This window comes from Methylophilus sp. Leaf416 (assembly GCF_001424665.1).
Lineage (GTDB): Bacteria > Pseudomonadota > Gammaproteobacteria > Burkholderiales > Methylophilaceae > Methylophilus.
In genome coordinates, this window is record NZ_LMQS01000002.1 from 449,879 (window position 1) to 474,163 (window position 24,285).

Here is a 24,285-nt window from a genome sequence, read left to right on the forward strand (position 1 = left end):
TAACGTTGGACATAAGGGGCGCGCTTTAGCGCGTCCCGCTTAATGGATGTGTTAGGCAAAACACTAAATTACACCAGCCCAAATAGCAATTAAAGCCAGCATTAAAAAGGGTAGCACATTCCAACTTCTCTCAATCAACCAAGAACTACGATAAATTTGAGAAATTGGGTTGTTAGACTTGGTGGGTTCTAATCGACGATTCAGGGCATCGCTCCAAGCCAGAATTGAACAAGAGAAGAACAGAAATATAAAAGCAGTGAAAATGCCCGTATGCGCAAAGAAGCATAATGGGAATGCCGATAGCGAACAGTTTGCAGTACCTATTATCTCCTTTGCGTGCACCCACGATACGAGAATGCTTGATAGAGACAGAACACCAAATGGATAAGCGATGCAACTAGTTAGAGTGTAGAGGGCGAATTTTAATTTGCCTTTCCCGACATCAGTTCTGAACCCCCATAAACAAACACTAATGACAATTAGTAAGGCCAAAACAAATATTCCGACTTTCCAGTTCATCTTTTGCCTAACGTTTGAAGTAAGGGGCTGGCGACAATGATGGCTCAACCCTCGTTATTAATAAACATTTCATAAAAGCACCTTTTCGCCAGTCCCGCTTGACTGATGGGTTAGGCTTAAACTGTAATGCAGATATGCAATTCATCTTTTGAGCCTTGGTTGGATGTAAGCCACTGTGCAGCCTCTTTTTGAATTGTTTCGCGACAAAGTTGAGCCGCGCTAGCTACTGATAAACCCTCTAGGCTAATTGTGCCTTGAGGAGCATTTTGATGACCAATAACACCATTGCTTGATTTGACCCATCCCTCCCAACCGAGCACTAAATAGCCTTGAGACTCCAATATATCGATGGCCTCGATGGCTTCAGCTGTCGGAAGCACAATCTCTTGCTCAGAGATTGATTTGTCTGCTAGGTATTTGGGTAACAAGTCTAGGTCTGACATTGAAAGGCCTAACGTAGAGCTAACCGGCGCTGCGCGGCTTCATCGCGCAGCGTCCAGCGACTAAAATGAGCGAGGTTGAGCGCCATGTTAGGGCTCATAGCGGGCGATTGACTCGAAGCCATGGGCAGTTACGAGAATTGGTATGGACTTGGCAAGATGCCCAGCCCTCAATGCTGAGCCAATATAACCGGCGAACTTGGCCATGATCAGAAGCATTGCCGCCTCATAAATGGGCTTAAAGTCCGGCTGCGATTTCCATATACGTTTTTCGTGGTACCAGGCAAACGCTTCCTGCGCGGCAGCCATGCCAGTAAGTTCAAACTGGGGCCAGGGAGCTGACTGCCACTCGCAAAGCCAGTCGGTGTCATCGAAGTTTGGGGAGTAACTGGAGTAGGCAAAGAGATCGAAATACCAGCGGTCGTAGTTGATATCGAAGCCGTTCATCTCGAAATAGACAGACTTCACGTCAAACTGCTTTTCGTTGGCCTCGATAAATCGGTTTAACTCAGCGAGAACGGAGGAAGGGTGATTCAAGAACGATGCACCGACGACGCAAGCAAACTTCTGTGCGTCGTGACTTGAGATGAATTCTTCAAGTTGCGAGATGGCGCGAGCAACATTATTGTTTTTGAAATTCTCGTAAACAGCTTGCCAATGCGACATGCTTTAAGCCCTAACGTTTGAAGTAAGGGGCTGGCGACATTGGTGGCTCAACCCTCGTTATTAATAAACATATCATAGAAGCACCTTTTCGCCAGTCCCGCTTGACTGATGGGTTAGCCTTAGGACTCATTGCTTAAATCAATATCGGTTGGAAACTGCTGCCATAACTTGAAGTTTTCTTCAGAACATTCATGAGCTTGTGATGAAGATATTTCACGAGCGTTCCAAGCAGTATTTATATGATGATACAGATGCGCCATAGAGACATACAGCTCTCCCGAGCTATAACTTTGGTCGGTTTTTATTTCATTAATCATACGAGCCAACTCTTCCGAAGCCTCTTGTAAGTGAAATAAAGTATGTTCTCGATTCATGATGGGCTAACGTTTGAGATAAGGGGCTGGCGAAAATGGTGGCACAGCCATTGTTATTAAAATTGTATTCATCGAAGAGCGTTCTCGCCAGTCCCGCTTGATGGATGGGTTAGGGTTGATTTTTAAGTGTAATTTCGCCAAAAGTCATATATACAATTGGACCACCTGTTTTTGCCCGATATGCACCATTTGCCGAATCCAAGCGAGCAGCCAATGCTACAAATTCCCATGCTTTTTCTTCGGAGCTAAATATTTTGGGTTTAGTAAACGTAGAGATTTTGTTTTTCACCCCATATGCTTTAACCAAATTAGCCGCCCGCTTGAGTTTATCGTCAACTGAGGGATTGTCCCAGCCCCAAAGAAAGGAACCATCGTTAGGGTCATAAGTGCCAATTATTTGAACTGGAGCGGATGCTATAACTTTGTTAGGGAATATGAAGAGAATTAAGCCATTATCTTGATCAACTGACCAAGTTTTTTCTTTTCCAAAATGCCATGTGGCGCTGTGCGCTGAAGTTTGTTGCTTCAGCCCTTCAATACTTTGACGAATATATAGTTGAACAGCATCAGGGTAAATTTCACTGGAGTTTGTATTTGAAGTTGCAAATAAACCAATTAACCCAAGTAGTAGTTTTTTCATGTATTTGCTCATAAACCCTAACGTTTGAAGTAAGGGGCTGGCGACACTGATGGCTAAACCCTCGTTATTAATAACATTTCATAAAAGCTCTTTTTCGCCAGTCCCGCTTGATGGATGGGTTAGAGAAGCTAATTTCTAAGCACAAGTAAATCAGCATAATCAGTTTGCAGGCTTTTTAATTTTTGTGCATAGTTTGACCATGGCTTCAATTGGAATTTATTTATTAATTTAATTAACAAATCGATTTCTTCATCTTCAAAGTCCGTGTCGTATTCTTTCGATTCAAGCTCTTTTAGGAACTTATTGTAATTAAATACGATGTCATCTAAGCGATGGTATCCAGTTTTGCAACCAAGGGATAAAAAATCAATTAGATTTTCACCTACTATCACATTTGGATTATCGTCACCAGAGTTTGGTATTGTCATCACAACAGGTGAATTTTCGTTAAACTCATCTAATTTACCCAACAAACTAAAATAGACCCCATCAACACCTGTTATAGCAAACGGTAGTTGGTCAGGTAATGCACACCAATCAGAATCCCAAGACTCATAGGGTATATTATCCTCTAATAGAATCAATCCGACTGGCTCAAAAGCCTCAAAGGGGTAATCAATGTTTGTAGCTTTAGAGAGTTCATAAAGCTTTTTGAGCGTACTATTCATTTTTATTCCCTAACGTGTTGACATAAGGGGCGCGCTTTAGCGGGTCCCGCTTGATGGATGGGTTAGGCATTTTTGAGTTCATTGCATACACCCTCGAAGCGATCAAAATACTGCGAACATAATTCATTTTCTGACATAGAGAAAGTGTCCAATGTGTATTGGAGCGACAAGTCTCTTGCAAGTGTGCATGCCTCGCTTTGAAAAGGTGGATACAACTCGCTTGCAGTTCTCAAGTCGCCTGCATTTCTCATTCCGTAGTCCGCGACCCAAACACAGTAAATTAGCTTTTCATATGACGTGAGGCTTGCGGCGCCGTTTTGTGCTTCTTTACGGATTATGATATCGCCCGTTTCAATGAGCCATGTTTCATATTCGAAAGTCGATGTCATTCAAATGCCTAACGTTTGAGATAAGGGGCTGGCGAGGATGGTGGCACAGCCGAGGTTATTAAAATTTTTTTCATAGATGCTTGTTTTCGCCAGTACAGCTTGATGGATGGGTTAGAGCGCATTTTTGCCCCAATGGATTATTGCAAACACACCAATAACTGCTAAGGGTAATAATGTAGCCAGTAGCCAAAATGGACTAGAGTTTCTAGGTATGTTTGAAACTGGCTTATTAGAGTTATTTTCAATGTGAAATGACAAAATATATGGGTTGGATTCAGAGCCAATATTAATTGAAGTAACTTGTGTTGGCCATTCAGTAGTTTCAGTGTGAATTGGAGCTTTCAAAAGCTCGGATAACTGCTGAAGTTGAGTAGTGCTTCCGATTACCATCATCCCTTTTTCTCGCCCTGTATATTCATGGGCGCGGAATTTCAACTCTGTGGCTTTCATGATTTGTGCTCTAACGTTTGAAGTAAGGGGCTGGGGACAGTGGTGGCACAACCCTCGTTATTAATAAACATTTCATGAAAGCACCTTATCGCCAGTCCCGCTTGACTGATGGGTTAGACTAAGACTTTGGTTGGTTTCACATGGATGATTATTTACCACAGTGAACGAGGCACCTCGCTCTCGTAAAATACGCCGCATTCGGCTTGCAATTCTAACGCTCCACACCCCAATGTATTTTTCACCGCTAATGTTTCGAGCAGCGTAACCACCAAAAAAGACTTCAAATTCAGCCTCGGGTATGTATGTCTCAACAAAAGAACGAAGACCCCTCTGCAGCGTGGGTTGCGAGGCACCTTCCTTAAACATGCGTTCTTTGAACAGAAATAGCTGACCAACTCTACTTGAGCTAGGTTCTGACTTTGTTTTAGATAAAGGCCACATGTCGTCTAACGTTTGAATTAAGAGGCGCGCTTTGGCGCGTCCCGCTTGAATGATGGGTTAGGTTTTGCTAATTCAGAGTTGAGTGTCAGCTTAGCCGTACACTGATATAAACCAAATAAAAAACCTGCTAGTACAAAAATGGTTATTGCAATCGGGATACTTTGATGTACTTTCCGACCGGGATTCTGTTCCTCTTCTGTAAGGCGTACTATTTGACCCCATTTATTGATATGCCATTTCATTATGGATTAAGACCTAACGTTTGAGTTAAGGGGCGCCGTTAGGCGTCCCGCTTGAATGATAGGTTAGCCAACAAATGATAGTACGCCGTCATTGCGAGAAGCAGATTTGACAAAAAAATCTACAAGCCCACGATAATTATCTAAAATGTAATCAAGACCCTCTTGACCATCTCTAACCCATATTTGTGGATATATCTCAAACTTGTCCATTTCCTCGGGATTAAAGCGAGCACTAAAATCTTCAACGCTTAAAGCTTGAAGAGAGCTTGAAATAGATTTGACTACACTTGGATTTAGGAACCTAGCTGGACCATAGCCTAAATCCTCGCCAATTTCTTCACCACCGAAAATTACTTGTAATAATGGGTTTTTAGCAGACTCAGTTTGCTCTGGAAATTTAAATTCAGGTTCCCCAGTAAGCATGAAATTAATAGCATGCCAAGATTTATCGAGGTCAATAGAGTGTGGTTCCTCATTGTTGCTTTCATGCTGAAAGTAAACCTCATTCACTGGGTCGGATTCAATTTTTACAGCATCGATCATATTTTCTGGGACTGCAACATAACAACAAACCATGCCCATATTTTTCTCCTTATTTATTGGCTAACGTTTGAATTAAGGGGCTGGCTTTTAGCCAGTCCCACTTGAATGAAGGGTCAGCCATAGCTTGCCACCATGGTTTGATAATGCATACCATTGAATGCTTCGGGTGGGTCAATGATCTTGAACCCAAGACGTTCATAAACAGGAACCGCAAACAACGATGAGCGTACTGTAAGCGAATTGCCTAGCAACCCATTGCGTGAAGCGGAGTGCCATAGTTGTTTTCCAACGCCTCCCATTTGATGATTGGGATGAACAAAGAAGTATTTCACATGACTTCTGTCGCGAATGGTTAGAACCCCGACAAGCATTTGACCTACTTTAGCCACTAGCCAAACCATTTGCTCGGCCTGAAGTTGGTTAGCAATTTGGTGTGATGCTACGCTCTCCTTGAACCATTCAGGGCATGGCTGTTCAGGCGTGAAGCAACAAATGAGCGATGTTGAATAAATCAACTCGGCAATAGCGGAGGCATCGGTTGCTAACGCGGGGCTTATTTCGATAGGGTTTGTCATGGCTAACGTTTGAGATGAGAGGCTTGACCCGGCTTGCCGGGGCAAGTCCTCTCGATTGAAGGGTTGGGCGTCACTTCCAGAACTGCCATGACTTCTTCGGCCCTTCGATACCTTTGGCCTTGCTTTGTAGAAAGCGCAGGTATTTTGGGTCTTGGTCTTTGAAAATCTCAGTTCCCGCGCCCATGTACGCCCGCATAAGCTCGTCGGCCGCACGATCAAGGACGCCTAGTTCGAGCTGGCACTGACCTAGCCGAAGGTGCAGGAAGGGATTGCCAGTTGAATTTGGGCAGCGCATTGCGGTGGTTAGGTTGTCTTTGCCTGCCGCGTAGTCTCGACCGAGGAAATTGGCATCGCCAATAGCCGCGAGCAGCCAAGTAGCAGCTTCCCATTCGGTCTTTGGTTCGGGCAAGAGATCCCAGGCCTGCCAATACACGGGAATCGCTTCCGAATACTTTCGCTCGTTGGCCAAAGCGTCACCTTCGGCGGATAGACGCTGAATATCGGAGTGAGTGGCTTCTGACAGTTCAGACATTTCGCTTCGGCCCTAGTGGCGCCCAACGTTTGAGATAAGGGGCTGGCGACAATGGTGGCTCAACCTTCGTTTCTAAAAATTCTATCAGCGAAGTGCGCTTTCGCCAGTCCCGCTTGATGGATGGGTTAGGCATAGTTATAACTGGGTTTCTCAAGATATTCGCCCCACGGATCGCTGCCATTGAAGCCGCCCACATAGAGCACTTTATTGTCTCGAACAATCCACTCCATGCCATGCTCGGGCTCCCAATCGCAGTTGAGCTCAAAGTGAGCAACAGGTTGCCCGGGAATCTCTTCATTGGGAATTATTAAGGTACTAGGTATGACAAGCGGCAACACATCTCGCGGTGAGTTGAATTGCTTTGGGTCTTCGCCCACCATTTCAAGGAAGTCGTTGCAATAACGAATGGACGCTAGGCATAAATCGTCTATGATTTCAGAATCAAGAGCGTTGAAGTATTCAACACACTTTTCAACATAATTAATGCCTGACGCATCTTCGACTGCGAAAGGTACGTACCGATCAAAGAGCGTGAGAAATGCCTCACCCTGAAGAGGCCAAAAGCCCTCGGTCGAAACGTTCTTGAGAAGTGGTTTCATGTTATGCCTAACGTTCGAATTAAGGGGGCTGGCTTTCGCCAGCGTCCCGCTTGATGGATGGGGTAGGCCTTAACATTACATGGCCTTTAACAAGGAGGTGATTAGTTGAACAAAACCCCTACCATTTAAGTGAGACTCACCATTAAACAAACTATAAACAAACATAGTGACGAAAAATATTGCCAACCCCCAAATAGCTACCTTAGCAATATTACGTTGAGTAGGGCTTAAGTTTTGAGCGCTTAGTGGTTTTGTGAAATCAATCAAAAGAGCCCCACCAAGAAATGCCAAGAAGCAAGCAAAAGCAAATATACCCAAACTAAATGGGGCGGCGATTAGAACTATTGTTGCAAACGACAGGCATATTGCGTTTATTAAACCTTTAAATATTTTCCAAATCATTTGGTTGTGTTGCCTAACGTTTGAATTAAGGGGCGCTGTTAGGCGTCCCGCTTGAATGATGGGTCAGTGTTGTGAGTTTATTGAGCATGATTTAAGACCCACAAGTAAGGTGCGAGAAAAATTGCAAGCAGACTGAATGATTGCAGAGTTTTAGTTAGCACTGTGTTGGCATGTTGCTGATTGAGCCATATAAACAACACAAAGAGAAGAATTGGCATTCCGATTATCAACGTCCAGCGGAGCTCCGCGACACTTGAGATTTCAACCTTTAAGAAAGACAAAAGTGACTCAGCGAAAATTCCGGCGCTCATACTTAGTGCGGTCAGAACAATAGTGAAGTTTCGAACGAATGTGCTCATAAAATATGTGACGCTCAACGTTTGAATTAAGGGGCGCCGTTAGGCGTCCCGCTTGAATGATAGGTTATGTTCCTAATCAGACCTTGAATTCATACTCCTGATTTCATTCTCAACTCTTAAACGTATAGAATCCCGAAACGCTTTTTGGGAATAGTTTTTTCTCCATCCAAAGCCTACCATGCGCTTAAGCCAAAGAAACCTACTAAATCTTTTAAGTTCTTTATCAAACAAACCTAGCGGATATAGCTTTAAGAAGTGGTTTATATCTTTTCTGCACCTTCCACAGAGACCTTTATTCTTTATAAAAGTAGATGGCAATATAAGTGCTTCGCATAACTCACATTGTTGCCTATCACTAAGCTGCATCGAATCCTTATTGTTAGCGTTGTTCATGTTCGCATGGCACATAACAGTTATTAACCGGACGCATCTGTCCGCATAATAATATTCTTAAAAGGGCAACTCTCATGCGTCGTTCCAATTACTTCTTATGTTTAGAAGGAAACCTGTCCGTATAGTAATTAAGAGCAATTGCGGACGCAACCACTTTTAATTTAGGTAAGCTTCATCATTTTCACCCCCTGTTTAGGAGCTACATTTATGGGGTCAAAATCCACCTACCCCGCCGTGTCTAATGGATCAGGTAAACAAACAAGGCTAGGTGTCTACAAAACTGTGGATAGTCCAATAAATATAGGCTGGACAAGAGTGATTACAGATCCTCGGTTGAGCCTTTTGCATAGATGACAAAAAACAAAGGGCTACGAATTAACGTAACCCTTTGATTTACAGATATTTTTGGTGGCCCCTCTGTGAGTCGAACACAGCACCAACGGATTATGAGTCCACAACATTGATGCACTATGCCTTCCATTACGCAACAATACATGCACTTAGATTGCATTACGCAACTAAGTAGACTTGTCATCTAACTATAGCGTTGAACTTTTGTTGTACCTCTGTCCCGGGGTGATCAATTGGTGGTAACGGGTGGTTCTTTCCGGAACCACCTTTTTTAATGCTAAATTCAATCTTTCAATAGCTTATTGAGTAATTTTGCACAAAATAAGTCTTCTTGTTCATTTCTCTGCTTACACCAATACCGTACACTTAGTGTTTAAGTCATTCCTTTATATTTACTGTTTTAAAGTTGGAATTATAATGCTCCACCAGCAAAGTTCTAATGCAAATAATTCATTGATCGTTGTTATGAGTTCATATTAAGTGAGATATTGGACTGCATCTCAAACTTGAGTGAAATGAGTGTGAAATTTATGAATCAAAATATTGAAGGAAATTCAGACAGTTTTTGGATGACCAAATCTATTCTTGATAAGAGCAAAACCCCTTTCTATCGTCATAATCCAGTTGGCCGAATTGATTACGTTAACCAAGCCGCTTGTAAAAGCATAGGTTACAACGAAGAAGAATTATTGGGATTATATCCTTGGGATATAGATCCAGATTTCAAACCTGAACATTGGCCAGATGTTTGGGAAAAGTTAAAGAAAAATGAAATTGTTCATATCAATACTCGTCATCGACGCAAAGATGGTTCCTTTATTAACGTTGAAGTTACAGGGCACTACATCAATTCTGGAAGTTCAGAATTTAGTTTCACTTTTGTCCAGGATGTTACAGAGCGTAAAGTTAATGAAGAATTAATAAGACAAAAAGAAAGCTATCTCAGAGCGCTCATTAATAATTTTCCTTTCTTAGTCTGGCTTAAAGATAAAAATAGTCGGTTTCTTACTGTTAATCAAGCTTATGCAGATTCGTATGGCTATCAAGATCCAGATCAAATTACAGGGAAAACAGATTTTGATCTGAGTCCTTTGGATCTCGCAAAGCATTATCGTAAAGATGATTTAGCCGTCATGGAGAGTGGTAAAAAACAAATTATTGAGGAGCACCATCAAGGGGCTGAGGGACGGCATTGGATCGAAACATACAAAGCCCCAGTTATTGGCATTGATGGAGATATTTTAGGAACGGTTGGGTTTTCAAAGGACATCACTGAAAGGAAAGTTAAAGAAGCCGAACTTACGATTACAGCAGCAATCTTCAATTCTCATGTGGGTATGGTAGTAACTGATAAAGAAAACGTAATTCTGAAAGTGAATGAAGCATTCACTCACATTACTGGTTACACACCAGATCTGGCGATTGGTGAACCAATGAGTTTATTGAGTTCAAATATTCATCAAGCTTCCTTTTATCAAGAAATGTGGAAAAATATCCAAGCCCAAGGTGGCTGGCAAGGTGAAATATGGAATCGTAGAAGTAATGGTGAAATTTATCCTCAATGGTTAACAGTAACGGCTATCAAGGATGCCAGTGGTGAAGTTTCAAATTACGTGGGAACGATGATGGATATCACTGACCGAAAAGTAATTGAGGATCGCATGAAGCATTTGGCACACTATGACTTCTTAACAGGTTTACCTAACCGTGCTCTTTTAATGGATCGGCTGCAGACTGGCATAGCACACGCAAAACGAACTAAATCAATGTTCAGTCTTATGTATATGGATTTAGACAAATTCAAAGAGGTCAATGATACTTTAGGACACGACCGAGGAGATCTATTACTTCGGGAGGTTGCGCAACGTTTGCTTAAATGCGTTAAAAGAGAAATAGATACTATCGCTAGGATTGGAGGAGATGAATTTATAATCCTTCTGCCGAAAATTCAGCAGGTTGAAGACATTGAAGCTATTGCCACTTCTATTCTTAGTTCAATGCGAGATCCATTTAATCTAGAGGGCAACGAAATTAATATCTCAGCGAGTATTGGTATCGCCATATATCCTAATCATGGCGAAGATGCTAAAAGGTTGATCAAATCAGGTGATACTGCTTTATACGCTGCTAAGAACAATGGAAAAAATTGCTACAAGTTTTTGTGACCTACATAGGTATTGGGAATATCATATTTGCGTAGACCGCAAATAATATTTTCAGGCACTATAAAGTGATCCCAACAAATCTAGACCGATGGTTACAACAGAAATATAAATACACTACTTACTTTGTAGCGATTTGTATATTACTCATATCTACTTATCTGTCTCTGCTCCTTTCTGACCATATGGCGATTTCGAAAGAAATAAATCGCCTCAAATTGATTTCTACTGAAATGCACGCCAGACTTGTTGAAACTCGTATTCAGTTTGCTGAAGTAGTGACTACCTTTTCCAAAGATATTCCCTCAGAAGTATGTTCTAAACAACAAATAGAAAAAATGCAAGAACATGATGTTGCAGCAATTTTCTTACAAGCTGTTGGATACATGAAGAATAACGTCATCCAATGTTCATCGTACTCACCAACGATGGATGGACTTAATCTTGGTTCGCCTATTAATACAGAAGAGGACGGGACTAGAGTCTGGATTAACGTTGATATTCCTCATTGGAAGAAAAGCAATTTTGTTTTTTATGAACGATTAGGTTGGACTGTATTAATAGATCCACAACATGCCATCGTAGCACTTGGAGATCCAAAGGTTACAGTAGGTATATTCGGAATACGCTCTCACACTATTTTTACTGCACGAGGGAAAGTTTATTCCGAATGGCTAAATCGATATAAAAAAGAAGAGTCTCAAACTTTCATCGACTCGGTTAATAATAAACTGGTTTATCTAACTCCTGCTGAATTGGATCGTTCCGCAATTATTGCTGCGTTACCATTGGAAGAAATTCAGAAAGCGAATAAAGAATTCGCTAAATTATTCCTCCCAATTGGGATTTCAATTGGATTGGTGCTTAGTTTTGCGTTCATCCTGTTAGCAAAAAAACGTGTTTCTCCGAAAAATATCATCTTGAAAGCATTAATCAATGATGAGTTTTATATGGAATACCAACCAATTCTTGATTTGGATACGAATGCGTGTGTAGGGGCAGAAGCTTTAATCCGCTGGAAATCTTATGAAGGCAAAGTAATAATGCCTGATTTTTTCATTCCAGTGGCAGAAGCTACCGGTCTTATGTGTCAAATTACAGCGCACGTGTTTAAGCTTGTGGCCATGGACATGCAGACTGTATTCCAACAGTATCCTGATATTCAAATAGGCATAAACATTACTGCTCAAGACTTATTATCAGGTAACCTTTTAGAATTAATCGAAGAGTTCAAAACAGTTGGAGGAGCTAAAAGTAGCCAACTTGTCTTAGAAGCAACCGAACGAGGTCTTGTAAATGATGCTAAGTCGTTACAAGTCATGAAGGAAATACGTCGTCAAGGAGTCAAAATAGCCATAGACGATTTTGGAACAGGTTATTCTAACTTATCTTATCTCACAAAATTCGAACTGGATTACATTAAGATTGACAAATCATTTGTAGATTCAGTTGGAACCGAAGCGGTAACCAGACATGTCGCTTTTCATATTATTGAAATGGCAAAATCATTAAATCTTGGTATGGTTGCTGAAGGCGTTGAAACTGAAATACAGGCGAAACTTCTCTCTGAAAAAGGGGTGAAATACGTACAAGGTTGGCTATTTTCTAAAGCACTATCAGCAAGTAATTTTGAGACTTACCTGGAAAAAAATGCTAATTGATCTCACCTACGTTTTGCTTGGAGCTATCTTCTTCAGTTTTTGGATTCAACCACAACTCTAAAATAAACCAACAAAGAGATAAGGCTCCAATGCTAAAAATGATGTCTCCAGGCACTCTCATCCATACTAAAGTATCAATGATAGGTTTTTGCATGAAATCAGCAGAGCGAGCATACCAATATCCATGATCAATCGCTGCCAAAAGTTGCAAAGTCCCAATAGGTAAAAGCGTCAAAATAGCCATTAATGCGAGCCCTATATTGAGTGACCAGAAACTGACTTTTAACATTTTTTCGTTCCATATTAAGTCTGGCTTTATTCCTCGAATGCAATACAACACCAAACCTATCCCTAGCATTCCATAAACACCGAATAAAGCAGCGTGGCCATGCAGTGGAGTTAAATTTAGACCCTGCATGTAGTACAAAGATAAAGGAGGATTCACGAGAAATCCCAATAGTCCTGCGCCCACGATATTCCAGAAAGAAACTGCAAGGAAAAACATAATCGGCCAACGGTAACGCTGCATCCAAGCTGTAGCGTGACCAAGTTGATAATAGTGATAAGCTTCAAATCCAATATAAGCTAAAGGGACAACTTCTAAAGCGGAAAAACTGGCACCTAGTGCAAGAACAGCCATGGGTGTTCCACTAAAATATAGATGATGTAATGTTCCTAGCACGCCACCAGCCATGAAAATGATGGTGGCAAATAACACTGCTACTGTCGCTGTTTTAGTAGGCAACAAACCCAGCCGGGTGAATATTATGGCTAATACAGCAGTAGCAAAAACTTCAAAAAAACCTTCAACCCAAAGATGGACCAGCCACCAACGCCAATACTCAATCGTAGATATATGACTATGTTCGTTTGAAATCAGGGCTGCGCCGTAAAATAATCCAATCGCTATTGTAGAGAGCATTAATAATGCAACTATCGAACGTGATTCACTTTTAACTCGTAAAACAGGCCATAGAGATCTAGCGATTAAAACTAGCCAAAGAATCAACCCAACAAATAAGTACCATTGCCAAAACCGGCCCATATCGGAATATTCCCAGCCTTGATGACCAAACCAGAAGTTATACTTCAAACCCATCTTTTGCATAACAGCAAACCATTGCCCTGTGAAAGAGCCAATGACAATTGCAATTAATGATATCCATAGGAAATTGACTCCCATACGCTGGTATTTTGGCTCATAACCAGAAATTGCTGGCGCAATATATAATCCGGTAGCTAACCAAGCTGTTGCAATCCATAACACGGCCAATTGCGTATGCCATGTACGAGTCAAAGCATAGGGTAGAATTTCGGATAAATTGAACCCGTATTGTTGCTGACCTTCTATTTGATAATGTGCCGTGATACTACCGAGTAGTATTTGTATCAGGAATAAGCTAAGTAATAACCAAAAGTATTTTGCAGTCGCTCTCATCGAAGGAGTCACAACGATAGATCTCAAAGGATCATTTATAGGTAAAACTAATTGTTCTCTGGAATGATGTTGTGAAATTGCGTGGTGCCACCCTAATAAAGCAATACCTGCTATTAAAAAAATTACGCTGAAAGCAGACCAGACAAAGGTGCTTGCTGGAGGTTTATTTCCAACTAATGGCTCGGAAGGCCAATTATTAGTATAACTAATTTGACTGCCAGGTCTGTTTGTTACCGTCGCCCAAGATGTCCACCAGAAAAAGGCTGTGAGAGCATGGCGATTTGCTGCATTAGGCACAGTGTTATTTCGCATTGCGTATGATTCTCGTAATGAAGCTGTACTACTCTCGTCTCCAAATAATTTTTGGAAGTGAGCTTGAACCTTCAAGATTGCCCTGGCTCGATCCTTATCGAATGTAATAATTTTGGTTTTTTCATTGAATGTATTTAGACGTATTCGGCTTTGCAGTCTGCCTTGAAGTTTTGCCTGATTTTCTTCAGACAATTGTGCATAATTTAAATTGTCACCACTGCTTTTTGCCCAGATGTTCAGCAATGCAATTGCTTCCCGATGAAGCCAGTCTGCACTCCAATCTGGGGCCACATAACTACCGTGCCCCCAAATTGATCCTAACTGCATACCTCCAAAAGACTGCCAGACCTGACGACCTTTTTGAATATCTTCCAAGGTGTAAATTATCGATCCACTTTCACTCAACACTTTCTCGGGCATTGGGGGCGCTTCACGATAGATTTCGGAACCTGTCCAGAGCAAAGCACTAAAAGAAAGAACTAATAGTGTTCCGAGATAAATCCACAACCTTTTCGTAACGTCCATAAAATCCCCTGGGATAATGAATTTCGATTTGAATTCTAAAATCAGGCTGATTTTAATGAACTCGTGATGACAAAATTTTCAATCTATAGCAAGTCTTAAACTGGGCATTTTTTTATTGCCGACGGAGGTGATAAATCTTGCCGGGGACCGAAAAATTCGAAATGCACTTGTGCCGCAGGTATACCCCAACTCAATAGTTCATGATAAATACCTACCATGAAGGGCTGTGGGCCGCAGAAATAATAATCTGCGTCACGAGTCGGGACGAAAGATTCAATTAGGATAGCGTCGATAAAACCTTCATCTACATTCCCTTGTGAAAGCAGATCAGTATTTATGGGCTTACTATAGCGGTAATGATTTTTGAAATTGGAATGCTCTTCAGCCAAGCTATCTATGGTTTTTTTGAAAGCTTGAGTGTTTTCATTCACATTCCCGTGAATTAATATTATTTCTCTGTTGGGCATTGTCTCTATAGCGCTCAGCAACATACTGAGTATCGGCGTGATTCCTACCCCAGCTGCCAACAAAACTAATGGCCGTTCGTGTTTTTCAGTAACATCAAGGAAAAACTCTCCGCACGGCGGGGCTATCTGAAGTGTCGCACCTACGTCTATATCGTTATGCAAAAAGTTTGATACGTAACCTTCGGGAGTATCCGCCTTCAGACCAACTTCTCTTTTAACACTTATCCGAAACCATGGTTGACCTGGTTTATCCGATAAGCTGTAATTCCGCATAGTTGTTTGGCCATTAGCAGTTTTTACTCTTACAGTAATGTATTGACCAGGTTTGAATTTCGGGAGGTCACTGCCATCTTCTGGCACGAGATAAAAAGAAGTAATTAAATCACTTTCTTTTTCTTTTTTAGTCACTAAAAATGACTTGAAACTTTCCCATCCCCCCGGCATATTTTTATGTTCGGTGTAGATTTGTTTTTCTCGACCGATCATTATTTCCGCTAAAAACCCGTAAGCTTCACCCCAGGCCTTAATAACTTCATCACTTGCACCTTCTCCAAGTACTTCACGGATTGAAGCAAGTAAATTTTCACCAACAATTGGATAATGTTCTGGCTTAATTTGTAATGAAACGTGCTTTTGCGCAATTAACTCAACTGCGCCGCCTAAAACTTCAAGATTGTCGATATTTGCCGCATAAGCACATATTGCACCTGCCAAAGCTTTTTGTTGCAGGCCAGCTTCTTGATTCGCCGGATTGAAGAATGGCGCAACTTCAGGGTTATTGGAAAACATTCGTTTATAAAAATGCTTTGTTAAGGTTTCCGCGTGCTCTTGCAAGATAGGCGCTGTAGATTTTACAGTTGCTATTGTTTGATCACTCAACATGATTTTCTCCATCTAATATGTAATTCAAGGCCACTTGTGACAGTGCTGTGTCCAATACCGTAACTAGTGAACTGCTGAATTATTCAAAAATATTTCTATAAATCCTCTATGCATATTGCCGATCTCATTAGCCGCCAAACCATCTGTGACATCAGCTAATGTGTATTGATCCAATACAATGAAGAATCCTGCATAAGCACTTTCCAATATTTGCTTTAGGGCACATACATTTTTGAGTCGGCATTGCAGCTTATTGCAATCTATAACCTCAACATGGCCTTCTAGAACTCTAAGTACCTTACCTAATACAATTTCGGACGGTTCAATTGCCAACCTAATTCCGCCAGACCTTCCTCGAATCGACTCAATCCATCCATACTTAACTAGTTTGGCAGCCACTTTAGCAAGGTGATTTCGGGGGATATTAAATTGGTCCGAAACTTCAGCTAAAGTAACTGCTGGAATTGTTGATCTCTCTTTCGAGAGATACATTAAAAGGCGTAAGCCAATATCTGAGTACTGAGTTAATTGCATGGGATTAGTTTAATTAATATGCATTTTAAATGCAAATTAAAAATTAAACCTAACAATTCAAGATTAAGGCAATGCTATTACTGTAATTGGCGCTTCAACAAGGAGAATTTAAATCAGGGATTTGTCTAAAGGCTACGCCCAGACAATATGAAAAAGGTCACTTACGTTGAGATTAGGATGTGAGAACTTGACTATTATCCAATGGCTTTCAAAAGATTTTGCAAGTCCATTCAATTGTTGCCGATACAGAGATTTTGAAACCTCTAAGGCTTTCAAAATCTTAGTTAAGTAAAGAATATCTTTAGAAGCCAAAACGGATTTCTCCCCAACTTTTGTAGTTATTAGGAGTTCATAAGCAGGGTCACGAGCAGAACATATAAAAGCGCCAGCATACATTAGAAGCCACCCACGGCAAAGAGTGAGCCTTCCTGAAGTAATAAAAGCATGCCTATTAACATACATAATATCCCTAAGCTGGAGATATTGTTTTTTTCGACACACGGAATGATTTTATGTCGTCCATGAGGTAAGTTCTGCCATGAATTACTAGCCTGGACATACTCGAACAAGAGTGACTGAAGCACTCGGTTGAACTTTTTGTTAAGCTGACATAAAAACAAAAGGCTACGAATTAACGTAACCCTTTGATTTATAGTGATTTTATGGTGGCCCCTCTGTGAGTCGAACACAGCACCAACGGATTATGAGTACAGCTTTCTTTTCTGAGTGTGATCCAGTAAGTAGAAGATTTATAATTCATTTTTCACTTCCCAAACTCTTACCTAGCCAATACCGATCTTAATACCGAACTTTAAAATTGATCATGGGCTAAATTTCCGCTCAAATTTTGATGTACCTCAATGAGTTATGAGTTTGAAATTGCCGAACCTGTACCGAACCACAGAGTTTCATCCGTTAAATAAACAGATTTATCAATGTTTACTATCAAAAGCAATTTTCTGGGATATTGTATAAAACCCAGAAAAAAGTTAAACTCCCGTCAAGGAGTTCCACATGTCAGAGCCAGCCCCTCAAACCCAAGCACACTTATCTGCATTCCCCTCAACCGAGAGTGACTCTTTTGCAGCCACTTACGACGAATTACCTCTTCATACACTTGCACCTGATGAAGTAATCAATCACTTAAAAAAAATTGATTGGGGATTTACTGACGATGCCACTCGCTTTTTAGGGCATGATCTACACCCTTACCCCGCAAAATTTATTCCACAAATCCCTGGCACTTTTATTTCCTTATTAAGTTCGCGGGGGGAGCTAGTTTATGACCCATTTGGTGGTAGTGGCACAACAGCCTTAGAGGCAATCAGACTAGGGCGCCGTGCAATTAGCACTGATGCCAACCCGATGGCTGCCCTAATTGGCAAAGTTAAAACGGCGCGAGTCAATTCAGAATCAATAGCAGAACTGCACTTGCTTCATGGTGCATTAAGAGCTCTACTTGATTCCTTACCAAAAGATGAACAACACCTTATTTCGCTATATAAAGAATTTGCACCTGAAATTAAAAATCGTGAGAAATGGTTTGCAGACAGCGCCTATGGAGAATTAGCCCACATAAGATATCGTATCTCTGTTTTGAGTAATCCGATAGCTAGAGATGTGGCTCTTTTATCTTTATCAAGAACGGTTCTTTCTTCATCATTCCAAGACTCAGAGACTAGATATAAAAGTGTACCTCGCGCAGTTCCAGTTGGGGAAACAACGAAACGATTTATTAGAGAATATGAGTCTGTTTTGAAATCAGTAGCACGTAACGCAGCTGCAACTCGCTACGGAGTATCTCACTTTTTAACTCAAGATGTCCGCAAATTGAATAGCAAAGACATCCCCGACAGTTCTGTGGATTTTATAGTTACATCACCGCCCTATGGTAACGCCACAGACTATCATCTGTATCATAGATTTAGGTTGTTATGGCTAGGCTTTGACCCGATCGAATTAGGGAGAATTGAGATTGGCTCCCATTTAAAACATCAGCGCGAAGCAAGTGGATTTGATAGCTACTTTTCAGACATGCTTAAAGCATTGCAAAGTATGAGCAGAGTTTTAAAGCAAGGAAGGTATGCGGTCTTGGTAATTGGAGACTCGTTGTACGAAGGAAAAAAATATAATACTGCTGAACTGCTTGCCGAAAAAGCAAGCTCATTGGGGTTTGATATTGCCTATGTAATTGAACGTCAAGTCCATAAAACTAAACGTTCATTCACCGCAGGTAGAAGAGCAACTAATGAATATCTTTTAATTCTCAGAAAGGAATTGAGCGCGCTATCTACGTCTCTTAAACCACCACCATACAAACTTTGGCCATATGAAAAGAAGCTTCAGCAACGCGAGTCTGAGAAATTTCTATTGCCCTCTAATGACAAAAATAAAACAAACTTGTTTAAGGACATACAACACTTAATTTCTGCCAGATCAATGGTTTTCACACACCAACTTCAATATGGGCCAGATTATACAGAACCGACATGGCAAGCGATCTTAGAAAATGGGATGGCTTCAAACCAAAGTGCTAGAAAAGACCCTAAGTATGTCACTCATGGCCTTCATCCTTACAAAGGAAAATTCTACCCGCAGCTTGCAAAAGGCCTAATCAATCAGCTGAATTTAGAGCACGGTGCAAAAATATTAGATCCTTTTTGTGGAAGCGGCACCACTTTACTTGAAGGTCATTTAAACGGATTTGAGGCGTTTGGTTGTGACTTGAACCCTTTAGCCGCACAAATTGCACGAGTGAAAAGCTTAATTATTGAAGTAGATCCAGATGTTTTAACAGAGGTGGTTTCGACTATCCTAGAAACTATTCAAAGGGCTCCAGCAAACTTATCGGATCAATTAGATCAATTTAATTCAAACAACTTAGATGAGATTAATCGTTGGTTTGCTATTCCTGTAGCAAAAAAAATTAACTGGATACTTAAAATAATCAGATCTGGTAGTGGCGGAATTGTAAGAGAATTTCTGGAGGTCGTATTAAGCAGCATAGTACGTGAGGTTTCACAACAAGATCCATCTGATCTAAGAATCCGTTATAGAAAAGATATGTTGGTTGATGCAAAAGTGTTTGAGCTTTTCAATCAACAGTTATCTCTTCAGTTTTCTCGTATCGAAAAATTCTGGAAAGTACGGGGCTATGCCCCCAATCCTTTTTATCCCGTTCATGTCATAAATGGAGACAACCGGGAATTATCCACTTACGAAAGTTTAGGCCTAAATAATGAGTCCATAGACCTTATTCTCACCAGTCCGCCTTACGCTATGGCATTACCTTACATAGATACAGATAGACTTTCATTATTAACTATCTTTGGACTTGGTAGTGCTGGCCGTAAGCCAGTGGAAGAGAAGCTTATAGGAAGTAGAGAATTATCCAACTCAACTAAGCGCAAGTTAGAGGAGAGCTTTTTACACGACAATCAACTACCCAATGACTGTCTCAATTTCATAAGAAATCTCCATCATCAAATAGTCAATTCCGATGATGCTGGTTTTCGCAAACAAAACATGCCTGCACTAATTCATCGTTTTATAACAGATATGCAATCAGTTTTAGACCATGCATTTAGGCTATGCAAAATCGGAGCAGAAGTCATGATTGTTATTGGCGACAGCAAAATGACAGTAAATGGGCAAACAGTGCGTATACCTTCTACAGACTTTGTAGAATTGGTGGCAATTTCAAGCGGATTCACACCTATTGAACGAATTGACATTTCTGTTACAACAGAAAATTTAAAACATATTAAACATGCAATTACAGAAAATGTTGTTTTAAGACTTAGAAAAAATTAAAACCATCCAAACTTTCTTGGAACAGCTTTACCACCACTGGGCATTTTTTGATCGCAAACTGACTCCCATTGCACATAGTCAGGACTATCAGGCGTGAAAATTTGCATATCATAGTCCAGCTCAGGCAATTCAGAAGGAGTCATCACCAATACAGAATATTCAGGCACGTGCTCAACTAGAGGTGAAGCTGTTACTCGAATTTCACTATTTCTTGTATACAGCACGGTGTTCAGTGGATAGGCAGAATGATGATAAAGAACCTTATTTTTCTTTCCATAAACAGTAATACTGCACAAGGGATCTGGTTCCCTCTGAGGATATGCTTCGTTGGCACCCTTTTTAGGAATTGTTTGGCCCGTAAATGGCATTCCAAAAAATGCAGGATTCTGGCTTATTGCTCTTGTACTTAAGAAAATCTCTCCATTTGCATGAGGATTTATTTGAATAACAAAACCCGCAACAGGTATTAAGGGTTTTGATATATCAACCACCTCTGCTTGAGCTTTAATTACCTCAGCCTTCTTCTCCAACTCCTTTTTCTTCAAAGGTTTACCAAATAAAACCTTTGCAGGCAGGCTACTCATGGGTTTCACTGGTAACTTATCAACCAGACCCTTAGTCTTTGGAACAACAGCAAAAGAGTGAAAAATTCTTTTAGTCTCATCTAAAAGTACTCCACTAGCTTCCAATTCAGAGAGCAACTCTGTTGTAAGCAATTGAGTCACCGGGCACTTATCAGGCAGCAAATCAAAAAATAGCGACAAGGTGCTATCAAACACCTCTTTTTCATTCGGAAACTCAAACTCAAGTTCGATAGCAGCTTCAAAATTAAGCTCCATTCCTCCCATTGTCATATTGTTTGAGCCTACAAACACAATTCCCTTAGTTTTCCCACTAAACCAATAAACTTTAGGGTGAAAGCTATGGTTTCTCTGTTGTGTAATATAAACAGCATTAAATTTTTCCAATGCGAACTTTAATGCTTGCACACTTGTTCCCAAGTGATCTATACCGAATATTGCACTTATTTCTTTACCATCAGCTCTCCAATCATCAATTAACTCCACCAGCCTGTAAAGTGGTCCAGTTTTCGCAAATGCAACTGAAAAACCAAAAGCTTGCAAGTCCCTATCTTTTAAATAATTTTTTAAATCGTCCAGCAGGCGTCTTCTACCAATAGGTTGATCAAGTGGAGAGATAACAGTAAATTTTGGCATTTAACCAATTCTCTTCAAAGTTATTAATATATAAAGCATAATTCATTGAAGAGTTATTTGCCCCATAAATTTTAATAATGATTATGGTGTTTCTATAAATATCTAAATGGATTCAATTAAATAAAGTAGTGGAATTTATCTAATGATAAAAAATTAATTTCAAAACAATAAGGGAGAGAGTTTCAATGTCAGAGTCATTAACAGAAGGAAAAATTATGCAGGCCCTTGATTGGGCTTATGCCAAAGCTGTAGATGGTGTACCGGGGCTCGATTCGGCTGAAGAGCTTGCCCTTGACTATATGAAAGAGGAAGGCTCACTTACGGAGCAAGTTAACTCTCTTATCAGATGGCAGAATACAAAAGCTGGTACTTCAGGTTTTTTAACTGGGCTGGGCGGTTTAATAACGATGCCGATCACAATTCCGGCAAATATCACAAGTGTAATGTATGTTCAAATCCGTATGATTGCAGCTATAGCTCGTATGGGAGGCCATGAACTCAAAAATGATAAAGTCAAATCGCTTGTGTTTGCGTGTTTAACAGGTAACGCGGCCAAGGATATCCTTAAAGATGTAGGAATTGTCGTAGGTCGAAAAATTACTGAAAATGCAATAAAACGAATCAGTGGTGAGACAGTAAAAGCGATCAATCAAAAAGTAGGCTTTCGATTACTTACAAAATTTGGTGAGAAAGGCGCTATCAACTTAGGCAAAGCTGTCCCACTTATTGGTGGGATTATTGGCGCAACTTTCGACTCCGTAGCAACTAATACAATAGGAAATATTGCACGCGATACTTTCATTACTAAGGAATAGTTGAAATAACCTGCTCTAGCCATAAAACAAAATGGCTTAAATGCTTCAAAGAAAAATCTAAGTCATAATTTTAATTTAATAAATATTCTACTAATTTTCAAAGGGGTTATTAATGAGCAAGACTTTAGTGGCACATGAGCAGTCATTATCAAAAATCTTTAGTGATGATTATGTTTTTCAAATTCCTGGCTATCAAAGACCTTACTCGTGGACAACTGAACAAGCTCGTGAATTATTTGAAGATCTAATTGGATTTATGTCGGCATTAGGAGGTCCAGTTGAAAGCATGCCTCCGTATTTTCTCGGAAGCATCGTGTTGATCAAAGATGAAGCAAATCCTAAAGCCGATGTAGTTGATGGTCAGCAGCGCCTGACAACCTTAACAATACTGCTTTCTGCCATTCGTGCATTTGTAACTGAAGGACATGCCAAGGAGATAACACCACTTCTTTATGAGCAAGGCAGCGCTATTCGAGGAACTAAAGACCGATTCAGGCTTACTCTTCGGGAAAGAGATAAAGACTTCTTTCACCAATATATTCAACGCGAGACCGGGTTTTCTGATCTTATCTCTTTGAATGACACACTATCAAATAGCCAAGCGAATATAAAAGCTAATGCGATTTTATTTGCAGAACGCATTGAAAAACTCTCTGAAACGGAAAGACTATCTCTTGCTCAATTTATTGTTACACGCTGTTACCTAGTTGTGGTCGCAACTCCTGATATCGATTCCGCTTACCGCATATTTTCAGTTCTGAATAGCCGCGGCCTTGATTTGTCAGCTACAGACATATTGAAAGCTCAGATAATTGGCAATATTCCTGATACATTAAAAGAAGCATATACACAAAAATGGGAGGATGCTGAAGAAGATCTCACACGTGATCATTTTGGAGATTTGTTTAGTCACATCCGCATGGTTTATAGGAAATCTAAGCCCAAAGGGACTTTGATAAAAGAATTCAGTGAACATGTAACAGAAATCAAGCAGCCTGCAATATTTATCGACTCAGTGCTCTTACCTATGGCGAGAGCTTACGAGGAAATTCTTGATGCCAATTATGAAAGTAATGCACATGCTGAACAAGTAAATGAACACTTGAAATGGTTAAAACGCCTTGAATTTAGTGACTGGGTACCTCCTGCTTTAGCATTTATGGCCAGATTCAGACAAAAACCGGATGCAATGTTAGCTTTCTTCCGTGACCTTGAGCGACTCGCATATGCCATGCTCGTCACAAAGTTTGGGATTAATGAGCGAATCGACCGATTTTCCCGTCTCACACAACATATAGAGAATGCTAACGATTTGTACGATGCCCACTCACCTTTGCAGCTGTCAGCTACAGAGAAATTCAACCTTTATTCAAAACTTGATGGCCCAATTTATGAAGCTTTATCTGCTCGTGCACGTTCAGCGCTCCTTCTAAGACTCGACTCATTGCTTTCCGGTGGGGGAGCAATTTATGAATATGACACGGTTACGGTTGAACATGTCCTTCCGCAAACACCGTTAGTAACCAGTAAATGGATTGAATGGTTTCCTGAGGCGAAAGACCGCATTTTATGGACTCACCGCATAGGTAATTTGGCATTACTTACCCGTAAGAAGAATAGTGCTGCTTCGAACTATGAGTTTGATATAAAGAAACGAGCATACTTCACGAGAAATGGTATTTCACCGTTTGTTTTGACCACTCAAGTGTTAGATAAAGGTGAATGGTCTATTAACACAGTAGAGGCCCGTCAAAGAGAATTATTATCAGTATTCGAGAACTATTGGCGCTTAGCTGACCGAAAGAGTCCATTACAAGAGCTTGAAGAGCTTTTGGGTTTAGATGAAAATCCAGGGCATTCACTAAACCATTAATTT

The 24,285-nt window shown here is 40.6% G+C and carries 20 protein-coding genes and 1 tRNA gene; 5 read left to right on the forward strand and 16 right to left on the reverse strand.

The features are described 5' to 3' along the window. Nucleotides 1-635: 635 nt before the first annotated feature. The 12 genes from ASG34_RS07010 to ASG34_RS13985 all read right to left on the reverse strand — a co-directional run bounded on the left by ASG34_RS07010 (nucleotide 636) and on the right by ASG34_RS13985 (nucleotide 8,707). Entirely contained in the window at nucleotides 636-962 is a 327-nt protein-coding gene (locus ASG34_RS07010) for a hypothetical protein (protein WP_055828558.1), read from the reverse strand. Between the two features lie 87 nt (nucleotides 963-1,049). After that, the gene (locus ASG34_RS07015; protein ID WP_055828561.1) at nucleotides 1,050-1,625 is read right to left on the reverse strand and encodes a hypothetical protein; all 576 of its coding nucleotides are present in this window, start codon (nucleotides 1,623-1,625) and stop codon (nucleotides 1,050-1,052) included. A 119-nt stretch (nucleotides 1,626-1,744) separates the two neighbouring features. After that, complete coding sequence (locus ASG34_RS13980) at nucleotides 1,745-1,999, reverse strand: hypothetical protein (RefSeq protein WP_156376463.1); 255 nt, start codon at nucleotides 1,997-1,999, stop codon at nucleotides 1,745-1,747. A gap of 109 nt (nucleotides 2,000-2,108) precedes the next feature. Further along, nucleotides 2,109-2,639 (reverse strand): DUF6882 domain-containing protein, encoded by a 531-nt coding sequence (locus ASG34_RS07020; RefSeq protein WP_055828564.1) that lies wholly within the window; start codon nucleotides 2,637-2,639, stop codon nucleotides 2,109-2,111. A gap of 128 nt (nucleotides 2,640-2,767) precedes the next feature. Further along, nucleotides 2,768-3,307, reverse strand: coding sequence for a hypothetical protein (locus tag ASG34_RS07025; protein WP_055828567.1), 540 nt, complete (start codon nucleotides 3,305-3,307; stop codon nucleotides 2,768-2,770). Nucleotides 3,308-3,807: 500 nt separating this feature from the next. Then, nucleotides 3,808-4,146: a hypothetical protein gene (locus ASG34_RS07035; RefSeq protein ID WP_055828573.1), complete on the reverse strand. Its 339-nt coding sequence runs from the start codon at nucleotides 4,144-4,146 to the stop codon at nucleotides 3,808-3,810. A 746-nt stretch (nucleotides 4,147-4,892) separates the two neighbouring features. Further along, the gene (locus tag ASG34_RS07045; protein WP_055828579.1) at nucleotides 4,893-5,411 is read right to left on the reverse strand and encodes a YfbM family protein; all 519 of its coding nucleotides are present in this window, start codon (nucleotides 5,409-5,411) and stop codon (nucleotides 4,893-4,895) included. 74 nt (nucleotides 5,412-5,485) lie between these two features. Further along, entirely contained in the window at nucleotides 5,486-5,947 is a 462-nt protein-coding gene (locus ASG34_RS07050; RefSeq protein WP_055828582.1) for a GNAT family N-acetyltransferase, read from the reverse strand. Between the two features lie 70 nt (nucleotides 5,948-6,017). Next, nucleotides 6,018-6,479 carry a tetratricopeptide repeat protein gene (locus ASG34_RS07055; RefSeq protein ID WP_055828585.1) on the reverse strand — a complete coding sequence of 154 codons (462 nt, stop codon included), beginning with the start codon at nucleotides 6,477-6,479 and terminating at the stop codon, nucleotides 6,018-6,020. A 125-nt stretch (nucleotides 6,480-6,604) separates the two neighbouring features. Continuing rightward, the gene (locus ASG34_RS07060; RefSeq protein ID WP_055828588.1) at nucleotides 6,605-7,078 is read right to left on the reverse strand and encodes a DUF6985 domain-containing protein; all 474 of its coding nucleotides are present in this window, start codon (nucleotides 7,076-7,078) and stop codon (nucleotides 6,605-6,607) included. Between the two features lie 75 nt (nucleotides 7,079-7,153). Further along, complete coding sequence (locus ASG34_RS07065; RefSeq protein ID WP_055828592.1) at nucleotides 7,154-7,480, reverse strand: hypothetical protein; 327 nt, start codon at nucleotides 7,478-7,480, stop codon at nucleotides 7,154-7,156. A gap of 1,158 nt (nucleotides 7,481-8,638) precedes the next feature. Further along, nucleotides 8,639-8,707: transfer RNA gene (locus ASG34_RS13985), tRNA-Met, on the reverse strand. A 406-nt stretch (nucleotides 8,708-9,113) separates the two neighbouring features. Between ASG34_RS13985 and ASG34_RS07080 the strand changes: the two genes are divergently transcribed. Together ASG34_RS07080 and ASG34_RS07085 are read left to right on the forward strand one after the other, a co-directional pair. Next, nucleotides 9,114-10,748 carry a sensor domain-containing protein gene (locus ASG34_RS07080; protein ID WP_055828601.1) on the forward strand — a complete coding sequence of 545 codons (1,635 nt, stop codon included), beginning with the start codon at nucleotides 9,114-9,116 and terminating at the stop codon, nucleotides 10,746-10,748. 182 nt (nucleotides 10,749-10,930) lie between these two features. Continuing rightward, complete coding sequence (locus ASG34_RS07085) at nucleotides 10,931-12,406, forward strand: EAL domain-containing protein (RefSeq protein ID WP_082504848.1); 1,476 nt, start codon at nucleotides 10,931-10,933, stop codon at nucleotides 12,404-12,406. On the opposite strand, the gene ASG34_RS07090 is transcribed toward ASG34_RS07085, so the two are convergent. The 3 genes from ASG34_RS07090 to ASG34_RS07100 form a co-directional block, all read right to left on the reverse strand. Next, the gene (locus tag ASG34_RS07090; protein WP_055828607.1) at nucleotides 12,399-14,681 is read right to left on the reverse strand and encodes a nitric-oxide reductase large subunit; all 2,283 of its coding nucleotides are present in this window, start codon (nucleotides 14,679-14,681) and stop codon (nucleotides 12,399-12,401) included. The genes ASG34_RS07085 and ASG34_RS07090 overlap by 8 nt on opposite strands. A 95-nt stretch (nucleotides 14,682-14,776) precedes the next feature. Further along, nucleotides 14,777-16,030, reverse strand: a complete 1,254-nt coding sequence (hmpA, locus tag ASG34_RS07095) for an NO-inducible flavohemoprotein (protein ID WP_055828610.1) — start codon at nucleotides 16,028-16,030, stop codon at nucleotides 14,777-14,779. A gap of 63 nt (nucleotides 16,031-16,093) precedes the next feature. Next, nucleotides 16,094-16,564: an RrF2 family transcriptional regulator gene (locus tag ASG34_RS07100; RefSeq protein WP_082488117.1), complete on the reverse strand. Its 471-nt coding sequence runs from the start codon at nucleotides 16,562-16,564 to the stop codon at nucleotides 16,094-16,096. A gap of 1,014 nt (nucleotides 16,565-17,578) precedes the next feature. Between ASG34_RS07100 and ASG34_RS07110 the strand changes: the two genes are divergently transcribed. Then, entirely contained in the window at nucleotides 17,579-20,377 is a 2,799-nt protein-coding gene (locus ASG34_RS07110) for a DNA methyltransferase (protein ID WP_055828616.1), read from the forward strand. On the opposite strand, the gene ASG34_RS07115 is transcribed toward ASG34_RS07110, so the two are convergent. Then, nucleotides 20,374-21,594: a phospholipase D family protein gene (locus ASG34_RS07115; RefSeq protein ID WP_055828620.1), complete on the reverse strand. Its 1,221-nt coding sequence runs from the start codon at nucleotides 21,592-21,594 to the stop codon at nucleotides 20,374-20,376. The genes ASG34_RS07110 and ASG34_RS07115 overlap by 4 nt on opposite strands. Before the next feature lie 185 nt (nucleotides 21,595-21,779). Between ASG34_RS07115 and ASG34_RS07120 the strand changes: the two genes are divergently transcribed. Together ASG34_RS07120 and ASG34_RS07125 are read left to right on the forward strand one after the other, a co-directional pair. Next, entirely contained in the window at nucleotides 21,780-22,409 is a 630-nt protein-coding gene (locus ASG34_RS07120; RefSeq protein WP_055828623.1) for an EcsC family protein, read from the forward strand. Between the two features lie 112 nt (nucleotides 22,410-22,521). Then, nucleotides 22,522-24,282, forward strand: coding sequence for a DUF262 domain-containing protein (locus tag ASG34_RS07125; RefSeq protein WP_082504831.1), 1,761 nt, complete (start codon nucleotides 22,522-22,524; stop codon nucleotides 24,280-24,282). Nucleotides 24,283-24,285: the final 3 nt, after the last annotated feature.